Origin of the sequence: Candidatus Leptofilum sp. (assembly GCF_965223285.1) — a bacterium.
GTDB lineage: Bacteria > Chloroflexota > Anaerolineae > Promineifilales > Promineifilaceae > Leptofilum.
This window is the reverse complement of record NZ_OZ244997.1, coordinates 4381599-4399465: the sequence shown is the minus strand read 5'-3', so window position 1 is coordinate 4399465 and position 17867 is coordinate 4381599. Positions and strand designations below refer to the sequence as shown.

The window sequence follows — 17867 nt, the reverse complement described above, 5'->3', positions numbered from 1 at the left end:
CTGTATACGTATTCAGCCATCTAGATCATTGAATTGAACAAGTTTTTGGAGCGAGAACATGAAAACGATTATTACATCCCCCACAAAAGAAGTTGTCATAGGCACTGGACATCCCTTTGTCATTATTGGCGAGCGAATAAACCCGACGGGGCGCAAACTGCTAGGCAAGGAGATGGCTGCAGGCAATTTTGATCGGGTGCGCCAAGATGCCATTGCCCAGGTACAGGCCGGGGCGCATATGCTAGACGTGAATGCGGGCATCCCGATGGCTGATGAACCAGCTGTACTTGCCGAAGCCATTCGCGTGGTGCAATCTGTGGTGGATGCGCCTATTGCCATCGACTCATCCATTGTGGCCGCGTTGGCCTCTGGCCTGGAAGCATATGAGGGCAAGGCACTGGTCAATTCTGTTACGGGGGAAACCGAGCGATTAGAGTCGGTATTACCGCTGGTGGCGGAGCATGGTGCGGCCGTTATTGGCATTGCCAATGATGAAACCGGCATCTCCCATGACCCCAATGTGCGCTTTGCCGTAGCGCAGCGCATTGTGGAACGCGCTGAAAGCTATGGTATCCCTCGCGAAGATGTCATTATTGACCCACTGGCAATGCCGGTGGGTGCAGTGCACGGAGCGGGAGCAACCTTTATTGAGCTGGTGCGGCGCATCCGGAGCGAGCTGGGAGTAAACACCACCTGTGGTGCTTCAAATATCTCGTTTGGCTTGCCAGGACGGCCGTCTCTCAACGCTGCCTTCCTCTCCATGATTATTGGCGCAGGCATGACCTGTGCTATCACCAATCCGCTGGAAGAGGAAATGATGAAGGCTATTTTAGGCGCCGATGCCCTGATGGGGCATGATGAAAATTGCCAGGCCTGGATCGCCCATCACAAAAAGCAGACGGCCAGCAACGGCAACGGCCGTGGACGACGGGCACGACGGCCGCGTTCTGCAAGCAGTGGTCAGTAAGCGGTAAGCAGTAATCAGTTTTCGGTAATCGGTGATGAATTTCATCATTCATCCCGCATAATTCATAATTTTCTAGTAAAGGAGAAATCAGAATGTCAGAAGGAAAAGCAGTTTGGTGGCAAGAGATGACCGCCGAGGCCATTGTGGCCCATGCCAAGAAGGACGACATTGCCCTCTTGCCAATTGGGGCAATTGAGCAGCACGGGCCGCACTGCCCCTGTGGTGATGACAGCTACAACGCCATCGGCATGGCCGAGCATATCTCCCGCAAAACCGGCGTGATGCTCCTCCCCTGCCCCATGTATGGCTCCCATCCGTTCCACCATTGGGGAATGCCCGGCAATATCCCGCTCACTTATGAAACCCACATCGGTTTGATCACAGACATTGTTAAAGGCGCGACCGTTTCAGGCTTTAATAAGTTCATCATCCTCTCCGCCCACGGTCAAGTGTCGTCAACCATCGTTGCTGTGCACAAATTAGGTCTGGAAGGCATTTTCACCCTGTCCCTGCACTGGTACGACTTCTTGCGCGATGACAAAGACGTGCTGGAAGATTGGATGTGGCACGCTGACGAAGCAGAAACCTCAGTGGCTCTCTACCTCTTCCCCCAATTTGTAGATATGAGCAAAGCGGATAAGGGTGGCGGCGAACCGCTGGTAGACCGCAAATTTATCATTGCTCCCGGTGCGGCTCCTCGTCCCGGAACGATGTACCATTTTGAAGGCACATTTGCTCGCCCAGAGTACCGCGAACTGAAAAATGGCATTATCGGCGATGCCACCAAAGCCACCGTCGAAAAAGGCGAAAAGATTGTGACTCGCCTGACCAACCATGTGGCTGAACTGATTGAAGATATTCGCCAACGGTATGAGCCTGGCGTAAAACCACTAGAGACTTGATTTACGATTGACGATTAACGATTTACGATTGCCAGAGCGCAATCGTAAATCGTCAATCAAAAATCGTAAATCGAAAGGGTTTTTGAGATGAAATTTAAGGATAAAGTTGCCATTATTACCGGGGCAACCAAGGGCATTGGCGAGGCCTGTGCCTATGAGTTTGCCAAAGAAGGGGCGAAGGTTGTTGTGACCGGCCGTTCGGTGGATTTAGGTGAGCAGGTGGTGGCAAAAATTGAAGCTGAAGGGGGTGAAGCCCTCTTTGTGCGCTGTGACATCGGCCAAAAAGCCCAAATTGATGCCCTGGTTGATGCCACCGTTGCTCATTTTGGCACGGTGGATGTGGTAGTGAACAACGCCGGGGTTAACCACAGTGCCGACTTCTTCGACATTTCTGAAGAAGATTGGGACTGGGTGATGAGCGTTGACCTGAAAGGCACGTTTTTTGTGAGCCAGGCGGCGGCCAAAGTAATGATTGAGCAGGGCAAAGGGGGTTCTATTGTCAATGTCTCGTCGGTGATGGCGCAGTTGGCGTTGGCGGATCAGATTCCGTACTGCGCGGCCAAAGGTGGCGTCAATCAGCTAACGAAGGCGATGGCGCTTTCGCTGGTGGACAGAGGCATTCAGGTTAACTGCTGCGCTCCCGGCCCGGTGCTGACGGAGTTAATGGAGCGGGTGGTTCACAATGAGGCCAAGCGGAAGCAGTTGATGGATCGCTTGCCAATCGGCCGTATTGCCACCTGTGAAGAAATTGCCCGCGTCATTATTTTCTTGGCCAGCCCAGAAGCGGCCATGCTGGTAGGCCAGACGATCTACCCAGATGGCGGACGCAGCATTCAGGCCTTCCCGCGCCGGATGGAAAAATGAGATGGTGGCTAGGTGCTAGTGGCTGGTAATCAGCCACTAACCACCATCCACTAGCCGCAAAGGAAAATCATGTCACAACCCAAGATTGGTCTAATTACTTTTGGCGATCATCGCACCCATGAGTGGGAGCATGTCTTTAAGAAGATGACGGAGCCGCGCCATCAGGAGGCGGTGGCTTACTTTGAGCAGCTTCCGGTGACATTGGTTGCCCAGGAGTCGGTGGCGCGGACAAAGGATGAGATTGATGCCCAGGTGGACGCGCTGCGAGCCGCCGGGGTGGAAGTGCTGATTGCCCATACGCCCTGCTGGACATCGCCTAATTTGGTGGTGCGCGGCATTCAGCGGCTCAACCTGCCAACGGTGCTGCTGGGCAACAAGCATCCGGGCACGCACAGCACGGTGGGGCTGTTGGGGGCAGGTGGCACGCTGAGCCAGATTGGCTACCCCCATATGCGTCTGCGCGAAGATTTTACAGAGGATTTGGCACAGAAAGTGATGCCGTATTTTATGGCAACGGCCGTAAAAGCTCGGCTCCAGGGCAAGATGTTTGGCCTTTTTGGCGGCCGTTCGCTGGGCATCGACACGGGCACATTTGACCCCATGCAGTGGAAAAAGCTGTTTGGCGTGGACACGGAGCATATTGACCAGCTAGAAATTATTCGCCGCGCTGAGCTGGTGCCGGAAGCGGACACCAAGAAGATGATGACCTGGCTGACGCGGGTGGTGGGCAGCGTTCAGTACAACGACGACAAATTCACCCCGGAGAAGTTAGCCTTTCAGGTGCGCTGCTACCTGGCAACCATGGAGATTATCGGGGAGATGGGGCTAGATTTTGTGGCAATTAAATGTATGCCCGACCTGACGACCCATTTTGTGCCCCAATGTATTTCTGCCGCGCTGCTGCCTAGCCCGTATGACGCCGACGGCCGTCGTGACCCAATTATGATGGCTTGTGAAGCAGACGGGGATGCGGCACTAACGATGGAGATTTTGAAGGAAATTTCTGGCGGTCTGCCGGTGCTGTTCATGGATGTGAGCTATATTGACGATGAGCGGGGGCTGTTTTACTTCCCCAACTGCGGCGCGTTTTGCTCCTGGTATGCGGCTCGCTCGGATGATCCGGCTGAAAATATGAAGCATATTGAGCTGCGCCCGGCCAATCGGCCTGCGGGCGGGGCAATTACCTACTTCAACACCGCCCCCGGTGATATGACCCTGGCGCGACTGTATCGAGAGAACGGCCGTTACCGCATGGGCATCATCTCCGGCGAAACCGTCCACATCTCACCCGAGGAGCATGACAACTTTGTCCAGGCCAGGGGCAGCCACCAGCTACCCACCGCTTTCCTCAAGCTGGACGTGGACATAGATAAATTGGTGGGCAACTTCGGCTCCAACCACGTCATGGGCGTAGCGGGAAATCGAGTAGAAGAACTGCTCCATTTTTGTGAATTGATGGAAATTGAGCCTGTGTTTTTTAATGAATAAGGAGCAATACAGAGGGATTTATGGACAGAAGAGAGCGTTTCAAAAAGATCACCAATTTCCAAGAGGCAGACCGAGTACCGATAGATCTGGGCAGCCATGTGGCGACGATTCACCGTTTTGCCTATGAAAAGCTGAAGGTGCATCTGCACAATGACCCCGATATTAAAAATACCGACCTAGTTTTGGACAGAATGGTGCAAAATGTGGTGCCAGACGAGAAGGTTTTGCGCCGCTACAACGTTGATTTTCGCTGGATTGCGCCCCACTGGATTGACGTGGTGGACGTGCGCGACGATATTTACCGCGATATGTGGGGCATCGAATGGCAATATATGCTGGATGCCTACAGCGTCTACTCCTCGCCCTTGAGTGAGGCCAAAACGGTAGCCGATCTGGAAAACCATCCCTGGCCAGACCCGTATGATCCCAAATTAGTCACCGGACTGGCGGAACGGGCTAAATGGCTGTATGAAAACACCGATTATGTGCTGGTGGCTGACGCGATTAAGGGCGGCGTTCTCACCAAAGCCTTGCAAATTCGGGGCTACGAAATGATGTTTGCCGATCTAGCCAATAATCTGGAAATGGCCGAAGCCTTGATGGACAAGCTACTTGATTTGTACAAACAGTTTTATAGCCACTTTCTGGACGCGGTGGGCCCTTATGTGCAGATGGTTTACTTTACCGATGATATTGGTGGGCAATCGTCCATGATGATTTCGCCAGACACCTTCCGCCAGTTGGTAAAACCGCGCATTGCCCAGCTCATTGACCACATCAAGAGTGAAGCGGATGTAAAGTTTATGTACCACACCGACGGCACGGTCACGCCAGTGGTGGAGGATATTATTGAGATGGGCGTGGATATTTTGAACCCCATTCAAACGTCGGCACTGGGGATGGAAACGGCCGTTCTCAAAGAGCTATACCACGGCCGTTTGTGCTTCCATGGGGCGATTGACGTGCAGCAAATGTTGCCTTTTGAATCGCCAGAAGGGGTTCGTTACGATGTTGCTCGGCGCATTTATGATTTGGGGCGCGGCGGTGGCTACATTTTGGCTCCGTGCCACAACATCGGCTCCGACGTACCCCCAGTAAACATTGAGGCAATGTATGAGGCGGCACAGGAATACGGCCGTTACCCCATCAACCTGGAACATATTTTGAAACCAGAACATCTACAAAAGCCAACGACCGAGCAGATCGCCGCCCAAGCTGCACCCAAAAAGCTAAAACGGCGGCCAAGACCAAGGAAATAATTTACGATTGACGATTGAATAGTAAACCAATCGAAAATCGTCAATCGTCAATCGAAAATGGAGTTATGATGAGTAGGGCAGACGAAATCTTAGACGAACTATACGACAACACAATTGATGGTGAGCGCGATCCGGTCGTGGCTCTGACCAATGAAGGGCTAAAATTAGAGATGGATCCGCTGGTCATCTTGTTCGACTCCTTGATTCCGGCACTAGAAGAAGTCGGCCGTCTTTTTGAAGAGGGTACCTTTTTTGTGCCGGAGATGCTGGTGGCGGCCAAGGCGATGGCTGGGGCAATGGGAGTGTTACGGCCGTTGCTGGCCAACACCGATGCCAAACCCGTCGGCACCTTTGTCATGGGCACGGTCAAGGGCGACATCCACGACATTGGCAAAAATTTGTGCAACATCATGCTTGAAGGCGCAGGCTTTAACGTGATAGATTTGGGCGTAAACGTCGCCGAGGAAACCTTTGTCGAGGCCATCCGCGAACATAAGCCAGACGCAATAGGCATGAGTGCCTTCCTCACCACCACCATGCCCATGTTTATTCCCACCATTGAAGCCATTAAAAATGCCGGTTTCCGCGATGATGTCATCATTTTCGTGGGTGGCGCACCCGTAAACCAAGAATATTGCGATGCCGTCGGCGCCGATGGCTACGCACCAAACGCCAGTGCTTTGGTGCGTGAGCTGAAAGCGAAGATGGGGATTGGGTAATGGTTGTTAGTGGCTGGTGGTTAGTGGCTGGTTGCAGTTTAAGCAGCTTACTAGCAACCAACAACTAACAACCAGCAACGAGAGACACTATGAGCAACGACACAACACAGCACCAACTCATCTTCATGCCGTCGGGGCGGCGGGGCAAGGTGGCAGAGGGAACGGCCGTTCTCGATGCCGCCCGTCAGTTAGGGGTGGAAATTGAAAGCATCTGTGGCGGACGGCTGACCTGCAACAAATGCCGCATCCAGGTAGAGGCAGGCAGTTTTGCCAAGCACGGCATCAAATCCCACCCCGACCACCTCTCCCCTATGTCTGATGACGAAGCCTACCTTCTGGAGAAGCTAAATAGCCTCGACTGCCGCCTTTCTTGCCAGGCGCAGGTGCAGGGTGACGCCCTCATCTTTGTCCCGGAAGAAAGTCGTGGCCAAAAGCAGATCATTCGCAAATCGGCCACCGAGCGGGTGATAGAAATTGCCCCCGCCATCCGCCAGATTTATGTGCAGGTTGATAATGCCGAACTGGGCGAGCATCGCGGCGACTGGGGGCGTTTACAGGATGCCATCGCCGCCCAGGAAGATTTACACAACCTCACCATTGATTTACGGGCTCTTCGCAAATTACAGCCCGCCCTGCGAAAAGAAAAATGGGCAGTTACGGTTATTATTTGGCAAGAGCGCGAAGTGATTGATGTGCAGCCAGGTTATGCCGAAGGCATTTATGGCCTGGCGGTAGACATCGGCAGCACGACCGTGGCGGGGCATTTGTGTGATTTACGCAGCGGCCAGATTTTAGCAACCGAATCGGTCATGAATCCGCAAGTGACCTATGGCGAAGATTTGATGAGCCGCATCTCCTACGCCATCGAAAATAAAGATGGCGTGACAAAGATGCACGAGGCGGTTATTGAAGCCTTGAACAAGCTGGCGGCGCGAGCGGCAAAGTCGGCTGGCATTCAGGCACGGCACATTCATGACGCTGTGTTTGTAGGCAATACGACAATGGTGCATCTGCTGCTGGGCATTCATCCGCAGGAGCTAGGCGGTGCGCCCTTTGCTTTGGCGAATCGGGATGGCATGGATATTCGCGCACGGGAGCTGGGGCTGCGCTTCCACCCCGGTGCCTTTGTCCACATCTTGCCAGCCCAGGCAGGCCATGTGGGCGCAGACAATGTAGGTGTTCTGCTAGCAGAGGAACCACACCAGCAAGAGGACATCATGCTGGTCATTGATGTGGGCACCAATGCCGAAATTGTGCTGGGCAACCGGGAATGGCTGCTCAGTGCATCAAGCCCCACGGGGCCAGCCTTTGAAGGGGCGCAAATTGAACACGGGATGCGAGCCGCGCCCGGTGCCATTGAGCGGGTGCGTATCGATCCGGTCACCAAAGAGCCGCGCTTCCGGGTAATTGGCGAAGAGAAATGGTCAGACAGTTGGAATTTAGCCGCCGCTGCCCCACCGGAGGAGCAGCCCCAGCATTTGGCGGCGGGGATTTGTGGCTCCGGCATCATCGAGGCGGTGGCGGAGCTGTATTTAGCACAGGTTTTGCTGCCAGACGGCCGTTTCAACCCCAACTGCCCCTCTCCCCGCCTGCAATGGGAAGGGCCTAGAGGTTCCTACGTTTTGGCCACAGAAGATGAGACGACATCGGAACGGCCGTTACGCATCACCCAAAACGACGTGCGGAATATTCAGCTAGGCAAATCTGCCCTCTACGCAGGCGCCAAGCTGCTGATGAATCGAGCAAACATCACCGAGGTAGACAAGGTGATTTTGGCCGGCGCCTTTGGCAGCTATATTGATACCAAACATGCCATGGTGTTGGGGCTGATTCCCAACTGTGATTTAGCCAAGGTACATGCCGTAGGCAATGCCGCCGGGGATGGGGCGCGGATTGCCTTGCTAAACAAGCAAAAGCGGCTTGAGGCTCAGGAGCTGGTGGAATGGGTGACGTATGTGGAAACGGCCGTCGATCCCGATTTCCAGGATGAGTTTGCCAACGCCATTCACATCCCCCACGCCAGCGATTCCTTTAGCCACATCGCCGACATTTTGCCCCAGAAAACGGCCGCTTCGGCCAACGGCACTGCCCCTCGTCGCCGACGACGGCGAGCCGTACTGAACCGGGAATAGCGTGGGTAATACTTCGGCTTCGCTCAGTATAAGCCTGCGAAATGTTTGATAGGATTGTAAGAATACAAAAGTCTATTTAATAGTGAGTGAAAATCTAGAAGTAGCGAAGACTTTTGTATTCTACGCTACGTAAAATGAGCTTGTGATTGAGTGAATTGGGTAATTAAATACCCAATTACCAATAAAGGAGACAAAAGATGGCAAAAGTAATTATTGTTGGTGATGGGCCTGGTGGTTTAAGCGCGGCCCTGCTTCTGGCAAAATTGGACACCGAGGTGACGGTTTTCGGCGTGGATGACACGGATATGCACAAAGCAATGCTCTACAACTATCTGGGCATTCCAGAAATGACGGGCAGCGAGTTCCAGAAAGTATCGCGCCAACAGGTTGCCAGTTTTGGGGCTGATTTACAGAAAAAATTAGTGACGGGCATTGAAAAAACGGCCGATGGCTTTGTGGTGACAACAGAGGGTGGCGAACAGCACCAGAGTAAATATGTCATCTTGGCCGAAGGCAAAAAGGTGGCGTTGAGCATGGAATTAGGCTTAACCCAAAAAGCCCAGAACGTACCCGTTAAGCGCGGGGGTTATTCAGAAATAGAGGGACTTTTTGTCATCGGCCGCAGTGCCAACATTCTGCGCAGCCAAGCCATCATCTCTGCTGGAGAAGGCGCCGCCACCGCCCTGGAGATTCTGTCGGCCGAGGCAGGCAAAGATATCCGCGACTTTGATTCTGTGTAAGCACTATTTTGGCAGCATCAACGAAGGTTCAGATTATTTATTGGCGGGATATTCCGGTGCAGGTTCGGGTGAAGAACGGCCGTAACCGCCATACCCGCCCCCTCTCCGACCGCTTTCAAAAAACGGTGCATCGCGCCGCCTACCGTGCCAAAGCCATCACCGGAGAAGCCTACATTGAGGAGTGGCGGCCATCTGAGTGGCAAGAGCGAGAGGGTGAGTTGGAAGATGTGGCAACGGCCGTTGCCGCCGAACTAGAAGCTGTTTTCTCAGATAAATTGTTAGATAATTTGGCACGAAACAAAGGTTTCCAGGAGAAAAGTTAATGTCCGTAAAGGTTCAAATTATCTATTGGCGCGATATTCCTGCGCAAGTGAAAGCACGTGCTGGGCGGCAGCGGCTGTCCAGGCCACTCTCCAAACGTTTTGAGGTAGCCATTGACGAAGCCGCCATGCGAGCAGGCATCACCGACTCCGACGGCTATCTGGCAGAGTGGCGCAATGGAGAGTGGCAAGAGCAAGAGGGCAATCCCGAAACGATTTTAACCACCCTGGTTGATGAATTAGAAACCGCCTATCCCCCAGAGCGTTTGCGCACCTTAATTAAGCAGGGTGGACTGGAACAGGAGTCAGAATGAGCTTGCGCTTCTTACAAAAATATCCCCACTTCCTAGAAGTGGTCTACGACGGCTTTGAACGCCTGCTAAAACCATTTCGTCGCTGGCTAAAGCCGGATTCTCGTTTAGAAGGCATCGTCACCTGGAGCGAGGAAGTTGGCAAACGCGCCGTCTTCGACTGCAAAATGTGTGGCCAATGCATCTTGCACAGTACCGGGATGACCTGCTCCATGACCTGCCCTAAAAATTTACGCAATGGACCATGTGGTGGCGTGCGCCTTAACGGCCATTGCGAAGTGAAGCCAGAGATGCGCTGCGTCTGGGTAGAAGCATATGAGCGTTCCCGGCACATGCCCACCTACGGTCATGAGATGTTGACCATTCAGCCTCCCGTTAATCGGCAGCTCGAAGGCTCCTCTTCCTGGATAAATATGCTGCATGGTATTGATACAGAGCTACCCAAAGGCTGGGTACAGATAACTGATATTTCAATTGTGAATCCCGAACGAGTGGAGCAAGAAAAAGCGTCATGGACCCAAATTTCAAATCAGGTAGCCGCTTAGAACGTGTCTTAAGAAGCGGCCGTTTTGCGGTAACGGCCGAACTTAATCCACCAGACAGTGCCGACCCAGAGGATGTTTATAAAGCCGCTCTGGTTCTCTCAGAAGTATGTGATGGCATTAATGCTGTTGATGCGTCCGGGGCGCATTGCCACATGTCTAGCGTGGCCATCTGCGCCTTGCTCACCCGCGCCGGGTACGATCCTATCTACCAGGTTGCCTGTCGCGATCGCAACCGCATTGCCATTCAGGGCGATTTACTGGGTGCAGCCGCGATGGGCGTGCGCAATGTTTTATGCATCACAGGGGATGATGTGTCCGTGGGCGACCAGCCAGAAGCCAAGCGTGTATTCGACCTGGATTCCATCCAGCTGCTGCAAACGGCCAAGATTATGCGAGATGAAAGTCGGTTTCTAAGCGGCCGTAAACTTTCTACCCCTCCCCGGCTCTTCCTGGGCGCCGCCGCCAATCCCTTTGTGCAGCCCTTTGATTGGCGCCCCTTGCGCCTGGCCAAAAAGATTGCTGCCGGGGCCAACTTTATCCAAACGCAATATTGCTTCGATGTGCCCCGCTTGCGTGAATATATGACGCGCGTTCGCGATTTAGGATTGCACGAACAAGCCTTTATCCTGGTTGGCGTTGGGCCGCTCCGCTCTGATAAAGCGGCCGAATTTATGCGCAGCAAAGTACCCGGCGTCTTTATCCCGGATGCGATTGTCGAGCGACTGCGCAAGACGCCAAAGGGCAAAAAACGGGCTGAAGGCAAACAGATTTGCATCGAAATCATCCAGCAGGTGCGCGAAATTGAAGGCGTAGCTGGCGTTCATGTAATGGCCTATCGTCAAGAGGAACTGGTCGCCGAAATTGTGCAGGATGCAGGCTTGCTGCCACGGCCTCGCGGAAATGATGTGCGTATACGCACCAGAACACCCGTTGAGCAACCGTAATCTTTGCACGACAAATATTAGCAGACACACTTTAACAGGTTGTTACCCAGGTAAGCGAAAAGTTAACGCAAAGTCGCAAAGGAAGAAAAATGAAAAACTTTTTTTCCTTGCACCTTTTGCTTTTTTGCATCTTTGCGATGAAAAATCCGACTTTGGTAAAAGCGTGCTCACTTTGAGATATTTCTTGACGCGGAAACGATTCCGAAGTATTCTGGTGAAAATACCGGAAACGATTCCGGTATTCTTCGTGAAACTTGCGAATTTGGCTACTTCTAAGTAAACCACAGAAAGCAACTCAATAATCAAAGGGTATCTTCTTTTTGGTTTGCTTAAGCAAAAGCCCTCTCTGCACTTAAGCTAGTTCAAGGTGCGTGTTGGCTTTTACACAGACCCTTTTCCAAATTATGCCTGTTACGATTGAAGATATTTCTAAACAGCTGGGTGTCTCCATCTCCACCGTTTCCAGAGCGTTAAACGGTAAGGTTGATGTCTCTGAGGCAACCAAAGAGCGTGTGCAGCAGGTTGCCCAAGAAATGGGCTATCAGCCCAGTGCCGCCGCCCGCAATTTGCGCCGCCAGCGCACAGAAAAAATCGGATTCGTGTTTAATACCGCTATCTCAGGGATCAGCGACTACTTTGCCGAGATCATCGCCGGTGCCACAACAGCAGCAGAAGAAAACGGTCACAATATTGTACTTTACACCAATGCAGGACATTCCCCTGACGAACTCCTAAAGTTATGCAAAGCACGCGAAGTAGATGGGCTGGTTCTGGTCTGGGATCATGTGCCTGCAACTGTAATTGACCCTCTGCTTGAAGAAGCGTTGCCCTTTGTCATTTTAGGGCGAAGGGTCAATCATCACCAAGCCTCTTATGTTTCTCCAGACAATTACAATGGTGCTTTAGCGCTCATGCGCCATTTACTCGATTTAGGGCATATGCGCATTGGCTTTATTGATCGTCCGGCCATGAAGTTAACCCACGTAGACCGCTTCGCAGCCTATAGGGATGCTTTGGAAGGTGCAAGCATCCCCTTTGATCCCTCGCTTGTCATTGCAACTGATGGTGAACAAAGCAACAATCAATCTGCGACGTATCAGCTATTAGATTTGCCTTCTCCACCAACGGCCGTTATTGCCTTTCATGATCTCATAGCGATTGATGCTCTCGAAGCTATTCTGGAACGTGGCTTGCATGTACCCCGAGACATCGCCCTGGCTGGCTTCGACGGTTTGAGTGCCTCCTTGCTTACTAAACCCTCTATTACGACAGTGAAACAACCCTTACGTAAAATTGGCGAGCAGTCGGTTCAAGCACTGCTTTGCTTTCTGGCTAATAATAAGCAGCAGCCGATTCAAATTACTTTGCCTGTTCAATTAGAAATCAGAGAATCAACCATTGGCTAGTCGTCCCACCTTGTTGTTTGCTGTAAAGCAAGCGGAGACGACCAGAACAGCATAAGCTCACACCATGAAAATCCGCAGATTGGCGACTCTGGTCACGCAGATTGTTCATAATTCATAGCTTTCATAGGAGGCGCGATGGGATAAAAATCAAACGAAAAGGACCAAAAATATTGTTACTGTCTTAAATATTCCGTACAAGGAGAAGAACATAATGAAAAAATTTAGTTTCTTGTTCATTGCCATGCTGCTTTTGGGCTTTTTTGTTGTCGCCTGCGGCGGTGGAGACACCGAAACGGCCGACGATGCCGAAACAACCGATGACAACACCGCCACCACAGACGATGCCGAAACAGCCGATGATGCAGAAGCGGCCGATGACGAAGAGATGGCTGATGACGAAGAGATGGAAGAGCTGCCCTACGGCCTAACCCCAGGCAAGCCGTATGACGGCACGACCATCGACTTCCTCACCTGCTGTCCAACGACGCCGCAATTTGCGGCATGGGCAGCACGCGCAGAAGAGTTCACGGAAATGACCGGTATCACCGTTAACTTTAACAATGAGCCGTGGGGCTCGTTCCAGGAGCGTATCGTTACTGAGTCGATTGCTGGAACAGGTGCCTATGATACGGTTTTGTGGCTCGATGCTTGGGGACCCAACTTTATCCAAACGCTGGAACCGCTTGCGCCGTATGCTGAACGCGACAATATCGACTACGTTGACGACTATCCCCCGTCATTTATGGAAGCAGCTGTGTTAGACGATACGCTTTACGGTTTCCCGGTACGCACCCACTCATTTGTTATGTTTTATCGCGAGGATGTCTTTAATGAACTCGGTTTGGACGTGCCAACCACTTGGACAGAGGTGATAGAGGCAGGCCGCACAATTCAAGAAAACACCGACCTAGCTGGTCTCGCCAATTACTATGGTGTTGGAACAGGGCAGAATTTGTTCGTCTGGGCGCTTCAGCTCTGGGGGAACGGCGGTGATATTTTCGATGAAGAATACCGTCCGATATTCAACAATCAGGTAGGTGTTGAAGCGACAGAATTGTACGCTAGTTTGGCAGAGATTGGACCCGAAGCCCAGTTTTCCATTGGTGAAGGGGATGCCCGCCTCTCTGTGACCACAGGCGAATCGGCAATGATCATCGGCTGGTGGTGGTTTGCACCGACCTTTGACGACCCAGAAGCGGCGGCGGAAGAAGTTATCGGCAACGTCACTCATGCGCCGCTGCCGGCTTGGGAAGGCCAAGAGCCGTTCGGATTCGCTCTCTCGGAGCCAATCGGCATCTCAGCCAACTCCGATGCCAAAGATGCCTCGTGGGAGTGGATCAAGTTCCTTTCCAGCCCGCAGTTTGATCGCGAAATCGTGACGGACAAAAGCGACCCGGCTCTCTCGACGGTGGTCGTCTCCCATTCGTCTAACCTGACCGATCCAGAAGTCAATGAGGTCAACGGCGGCATTCACGCTTCGGCCGCACCCGGACTGGCGAATTCGCGTCTGATGCCGCTGATTCCAGAGTGGGCGGAAGTTCAGTCGATAATCGAGATCGCGCTCAACGATATCGTGCTCGGTGCAGACCTACAGGAGACGCTTGACGAGGCTGCGGCCGATGTCGAGGCCGTCATGGAACGTGCAGGCTACTACGAGTAAACAGTCGCGCGACGGTTGACACAAAAGGCGCGAATAGGTGACTATTCGCGCCTTTTTAAACTTTTATCCCGTCTCGTACTTTAGTTATTTAAGCTCGCCCAGCCGGGTTTAAGGAAGGAGAAATGTAGCGATGCAGAGAGGAAGAGTTACGAGGTATTTCCTGATCGGGCCGACACTGTTCGTTGTGTTTGCCGTGTCACTCTATCCGATGATATTTGCCTTCATCACGAGCTTCCGGGATTGGCGGCTGGCTCGCTCGCTGTCCCCCGAGGAGTTCGTCGGCTTTGAAAATTACACGCGCGCCTTTTTGGATGAGAACTTCCTCAACAGCTTTTGGGTCACAATGCGCTATGTCGTACTCTCCGTGTCCCTTTCCATTATATTGGGGCTGCTGTTTGCCGTCATTTTACAGAGGCGAAGCGTGCTGACGTCGATTGCAAAGGTGGTGTTGGTGCTGCCGTTTGCCGTGGCGCCTGCACTGCGCGGTCTTACGTGGCGTTTTATGCTCAATCCGCAGTACGGTGCCTACGACAAGCTGATTGATACTCTGCTTCCCTTCATGGCCGACATCCAGTGGTTGTCTGAACCGTTCTGGGCGCTGTTAATGATGGCGTCAACCGAGGTTTGGGGCTGGTCGTCGCTGGTGAGTCTGATGTTTTTGGGGGCACTGGGTACGATCAATCCAGAAGTGACGGAAGCCGCTGCCCTCGACGGCGCAAATGAGTGGCAGACGTTCTGGCGTGTAACCATTCCGATGATCGCGCCGATCATTCTGTTGGTGACCCTGCTGCGCATCATTTTCTCACTCAAAGTCTTCGATCAGGTGGTGACACTGACCGGTGGTGGCCCAGGCAATTCGACCGAGACGCTTAACTACTTCGTTTACAAGGCTGGCTTCCGCTTCTATGACTTCGGATATGCGTCGGCACTCGGTTATATCTTGGTGGCAATCTTGTTTATAGCCGCCTTTTTCTACGTCAGGATGCTATTAGGAGGTGAGCAAGATGCGTAAAAATAGTACCCGCAAAATGGTGATGAGCCTGCTGCAAACGACAGGCATTTTGTTCATTATCTTCTACATTTTATTTCCGATCTACTGGATCGCGAGCACGGCGTTCAAGACGCGCCGCGATGCGTTTTCCACTAGGATATTGTTCACGCCGACGTTTGACAACTTCACCAAGCTGTTTGACGGCAACCCATATGACTTCACGCCGCTGATTCGCAACAGCGTTATCATTGCGTTTACGACGGTGGTCATTGCCGTGCCGCTGGCGATAATGGCAGCCTATGCGTTTTCACGCTACCGTTTTCGCGGCAAAAATAGCCTGCTGATCCTGGTGTTGTCTGCCCAGTTTCTGCCCGCCACCGTTGTTTTGCTGCCCTACTTTATTCAGTTCCGCAACTTGGGTCTGCTCGATACGCTGCAAGGCCTAATCATCCTCAACCTGGCCGGCGCGATCCCGTTCGGCATCTGGCTGGTAAAGGGATTCATCGACTCGCTACCACAGGAGATCGAACAGGCTGCACTGGTTGACGGTGCAACTGAGTTTCAGGTGCTCCGCTACGTGACGATACCGCTGATCAGGCCGGGTATCATCGTGGCGGTTGTGTTCGCATTCGTGGGCGCGTGGAACGAGTTTCTATTCGCGTTTATTATGACCAGTTCGGAAAAGGCGCGGCCAATGATGGTGGGTCTGCTGTCGCTGGTTGAGGTTCAGGGCGTTCCGTGGGAGCTGATGTCGGCTGCTGGTCTGATCATTATGGTGCCGATATTTATTTTGGCGGTAGCGATCCGCGAGCACTTTGTGGGCGGTTTGACGATGGGGGCAGTGAAGTGAGAAAACAGGGACGTAGTGCGTATGGCGTATTGCGTAGGGAGTTACTGCGGGTTTTGGTTTTGTTGGGATTGTTTGGTTGGGGGGGGACGGCCGTTTCCCAAGCCCAAACTACTAGCCCAGACCCTTTTATAGACGTGACGTCTGCTGCGGGGATTGCTGCTGAGCATACGGCCGTTTGGGATTACGAAGATGTGCAGGGCTACCTGGGCGTAGGACAAGCCTGGGGCGATTACGATAACGATGGCTGGCTAGACCTCTACGTCACGGGCAACCAGTCCGAAAATGTCTTGTACCACAATCAGCAAGACGGCACCTTTGCCGAGTCGCCCCTATCGCCCGTTTTAAGTTTGCCCCAAACCTTGAGCGGCGGGGCGATTTGGGCCGATTACGACAATGACGGCTGGCAAGATTTGTACGTGCTGGTCAAGGGTGCCAATCGCCTCTTCCACAATGATGCAGGCGGCGGGTTTACGGAAGTGACAGAAACCGCTGGCGTGGGCGACACGGGCACGGGCGAATCGGCTGCGTGGGGGGATTACGACAACGACGGCTTTCTGGATTTGTACGTGGTTAACTGGACGTGCGAACCCAACTGCGACCCCATCGACTTCAACCAACATCAAGACAAACTGTACCGCAACAACGGCGACGGCACCTTTAGCGATGTCTCCGGCAGCCTAGTTTACGACAAGCTGCTCGGGGCAGGCTTTGCCGCCAGCTTTATTGATTACGACAACGATCAAGATTTTGACATTTACGTTATCAATGACGAATATCAAAATCCCATCGGCAACGTGCTGTTTCGCAACGATGGTGCGGGCTGCGGCGGCTGGTGCTGGACAGATGTGTCGGCTGCAAGTGGTGCCGATGTGGTCTTAAGCGGCATGGGCATTGCCGTGGCCGACTACGACAACGACGCCGACCTCGATATGTACTTCTCCAACATGCTCAACGCCTTTTCCCTGCTGCAAAACCAGGGGGATGGCACCTTTGCCGACCAAGCCGAGGCCGCGGGCGTGCATTTTGGCTGGACCAATACCGTCGGCTGGGGCACGGGCTTTTTTGATTACGACAACGACGGCTGGCAGGATTTGTTCCTGGCCGCCACCGGCTTTGTCCAGCGCGATCTAAACGTCGCCCCCGAAGGCATGATGTTTTCACACCCCAACTATCTTTTTGCCAACGACCGGGACGGTTCATTTACCGATGTATGGGCTGGTGGCGAGATGCCCAGCATGGGCTTTGCCTACGCCGATTACGACAATGACGGCTGGATGGATTATGTGGTGGGCAACTGGAATGAAGGCTACCGCCTGTTCCGCAACAATGGTTTTGTGTTGGGCAACTGGCTCACCATTGACCTAACGGGTGGCGGACCGGTGAACATGGATGCAGTGGGGACGCGGGTGGTGGTGACGACGACAGACGGCCGTTTCCAAACCAAAACCGTCACCTGTGGCGGCAGCCTGGGCGCAGGCCACGATATGCGGCTCCACTTTGGCCTGGGGCAAGCTGAGATTGATTCGGTTGAGATTGTTTGGTCGGATGGGGAAACGGCCGTGTTCAACGAAGTTGCTACAAACCAACTGTGGCAGGTGACGTATGGCGATCAGGAAGCAGGTGGTTTTGGGGGGACGGCCGTGTTTACGGCCGTTGCGCTCATCGTTTTGGCGGGTGCGGGTTTGCTGTTTGTCCGTCGTCGAATGGCTAAAAATTAAAATTTAAATCGGAAATAGACGATTCGTATTGCGTATTTCATAAAGCGGCGC

The 17867-nt window shown here is 53.0% G+C and carries 17 protein-coding genes; all 17 read left to right on the top strand.

Translation table 11 applies throughout. The features are described from left to right. Positions 1–58 precede the first annotated feature (58 nt). The 17 genes from ACOQPU_RS19790 to ACOQPU_RS19710 all read left to right on the top strand — a co-directional run bounded on the left by ACOQPU_RS19790 (position 59) and on the right by ACOQPU_RS19710 (position 17816). Positions 59–967: a dihydropteroate synthase gene (locus ACOQPU_RS19790; RefSeq protein WP_420641564.1), complete on the top strand. Its 909-nt coding sequence runs from the start codon at positions 59–61 to the stop codon at positions 965–967. A 92-nt stretch (positions 968–1059) separates the two neighbouring features. Continuing rightward, entirely contained in the window at positions 1060–1869 is an 810-nt protein-coding gene (locus ACOQPU_RS19785; protein WP_420641563.1) for a creatininase family protein, read from the top strand. Between the two features lie 87 nt (positions 1870–1956). After that, positions 1957–2733 (top strand): SDR family NAD(P)-dependent oxidoreductase, encoded by a 777-nt coding sequence (locus tag ACOQPU_RS19780; RefSeq protein WP_420641562.1) that lies wholly within the window; start codon positions 1957–1959, stop codon positions 2731–2733. Between the two features lie 69 nt (positions 2734–2802). Further along, positions 2803–4221, top strand: a complete 1419-nt coding sequence (locus ACOQPU_RS19775) for an L-fucose/L-arabinose isomerase family protein (RefSeq protein ID WP_420641561.1) — start codon at positions 2803–2805, stop codon at positions 4219–4221. A gap of 20 nt (positions 4222–4241) precedes the next feature. Beyond that, positions 4242–5480 carry a uroporphyrinogen decarboxylase family protein gene (locus ACOQPU_RS19770; protein ID WP_420641560.1) on the top strand — a complete coding sequence of 413 codons (1239 nt, stop codon included), beginning with the start codon at positions 4242–4244 and terminating at the stop codon, positions 5478–5480. 65 nt (positions 5481–5545) lie between these two features. Beyond that, a complete protein-coding gene (locus ACOQPU_RS19765) occupies positions 5546–6199 on the top strand; it encodes a corrinoid protein (protein ID WP_420641559.1) in 654 nt (217 codons plus the stop codon). A gap of 89 nt (positions 6200–6288) precedes the next feature. Continuing rightward, positions 6289–8331: an ASKHA domain-containing protein gene (locus ACOQPU_RS19760; protein ID WP_420641558.1), complete on the top strand. Its 2043-nt coding sequence runs from the start codon at positions 6289–6291 to the stop codon at positions 8329–8331. A gap of 197 nt (positions 8332–8528) precedes the next feature. Further along, positions 8529–9071 (top strand): FAD-dependent oxidoreductase, encoded by a 543-nt coding sequence (locus ACOQPU_RS19755; protein ID WP_420641557.1) that lies wholly within the window; start codon positions 8529–8531, stop codon positions 9069–9071. An 8-nt stretch (positions 9072–9079) separates the two neighbouring features. Further along, entirely contained in the window at positions 9080–9394 is a 315-nt protein-coding gene (locus tag ACOQPU_RS19750; protein WP_420641556.1) for a virulence factor, read from the top strand. Next, positions 9394–9705, top strand: coding sequence for a virulence factor (locus tag ACOQPU_RS19745; protein ID WP_420641555.1), 312 nt, complete (start codon positions 9394–9396; stop codon positions 9703–9705). Before ACOQPU_RS19750 ends, ACOQPU_RS19745 begins: the two co-directional genes overlap by 1 nt. Further along, entirely contained in the window at positions 9702–10247 is a 546-nt protein-coding gene (locus ACOQPU_RS19740; RefSeq protein WP_420641554.1) for a methylenetetrahydrofolate reductase C-terminal domain-containing protein, read from the top strand. The genes ACOQPU_RS19745 and ACOQPU_RS19740 overlap by 4 nt, the downstream gene beginning before the upstream one ends. Next, positions 10214–11191 (top strand): methylenetetrahydrofolate reductase, encoded by a 978-nt coding sequence (locus ACOQPU_RS19735; protein ID WP_420641553.1) that lies wholly within the window; start codon positions 10214–10216, stop codon positions 11189–11191. Before ACOQPU_RS19740 ends, ACOQPU_RS19735 begins: the two co-directional genes overlap by 34 nt. Before the next feature lie 374 nt (positions 11192–11565). Further along, the gene (locus tag ACOQPU_RS19730; protein ID WP_420641552.1) at positions 11566–12597 is read left to right on the top strand and encodes a LacI family DNA-binding transcriptional regulator; all 1032 of its coding nucleotides are present in this window, start codon (positions 11566–11568) and stop codon (positions 12595–12597) included. A gap of 211 nt (positions 12598–12808) precedes the next feature. Continuing rightward, positions 12809–14257, top strand: a complete 1449-nt coding sequence (locus tag ACOQPU_RS19725) for an ABC transporter substrate-binding protein (protein WP_420641551.1) — start codon at positions 12809–12811, stop codon at positions 14255–14257. Between the two features lie 130 nt (positions 14258–14387). Then, complete coding sequence (locus ACOQPU_RS19720) at positions 14388–15269, top strand: carbohydrate ABC transporter permease (protein ID WP_420641550.1); 882 nt, start codon at positions 14388–14390, stop codon at positions 15267–15269. Next, a complete protein-coding gene (locus tag ACOQPU_RS19715) occupies positions 15262–16098 on the top strand; it encodes a carbohydrate ABC transporter permease (RefSeq protein WP_420641549.1) in 837 nt (278 codons plus the stop codon). The genes ACOQPU_RS19720 and ACOQPU_RS19715 overlap by 8 nt, the downstream gene beginning before the upstream one ends. Then, complete coding sequence (locus ACOQPU_RS19710) at positions 15987–17816, top strand: FG-GAP-like repeat-containing protein (protein ID WP_420641548.1); 1830 nt, start codon at positions 15987–15989, stop codon at positions 17814–17816. Before ACOQPU_RS19715 ends, ACOQPU_RS19710 begins: the two co-directional genes overlap by 112 nt. Positions 17817–17867 lie beyond the last annotated feature (51 nt).